General features: G+C 55.0%; 1 protein-coding gene. It reads left to right on the top strand.

Features of this window, described 5'->3' with window-relative positions:
* Positions 1-242: hypothetical protein (locus Q4528_RS15610; protein WP_303522631.1), on the top strand; the 242-nt coding region annotated here is incomplete at both ends.

Genomic DNA, 242 nt, shown 5'->3' with positions numbered 1-242 from the left:
CCATCAAGGCCGGTTTCGAAGCGCTCTATGACTACCTGACACACGACGCGCTTCCCGATGATGGTCACGCGGCCGAAGCTGCATCGGTGCTAGGAGAAGTCCTCGGATCAGACGAAGCCGGATCATTCCGCACCACACTCTCGCGCAACCTGAAATGGCTGATAGACCTGGACATGCAGGATCACCTCACGCCTTCAAGTTTTTCACTTTGGAAAGCGGTACAAGAAGGATGGTCGATCTTC

Origin of the sequence: Staphylococcus pasteuri (assembly GCF_030547725.1) — a bacterium.
GTDB lineage: Bacteria > Bacillota > Bacilli > Staphylococcales > Staphylococcaceae > Staphylococcus > Staphylococcus pasteuri.
The sequence above is the reverse complement of the archived record's forward strand: the minus strand, read 5'-3'. Positions and strand labels throughout refer to the sequence as shown.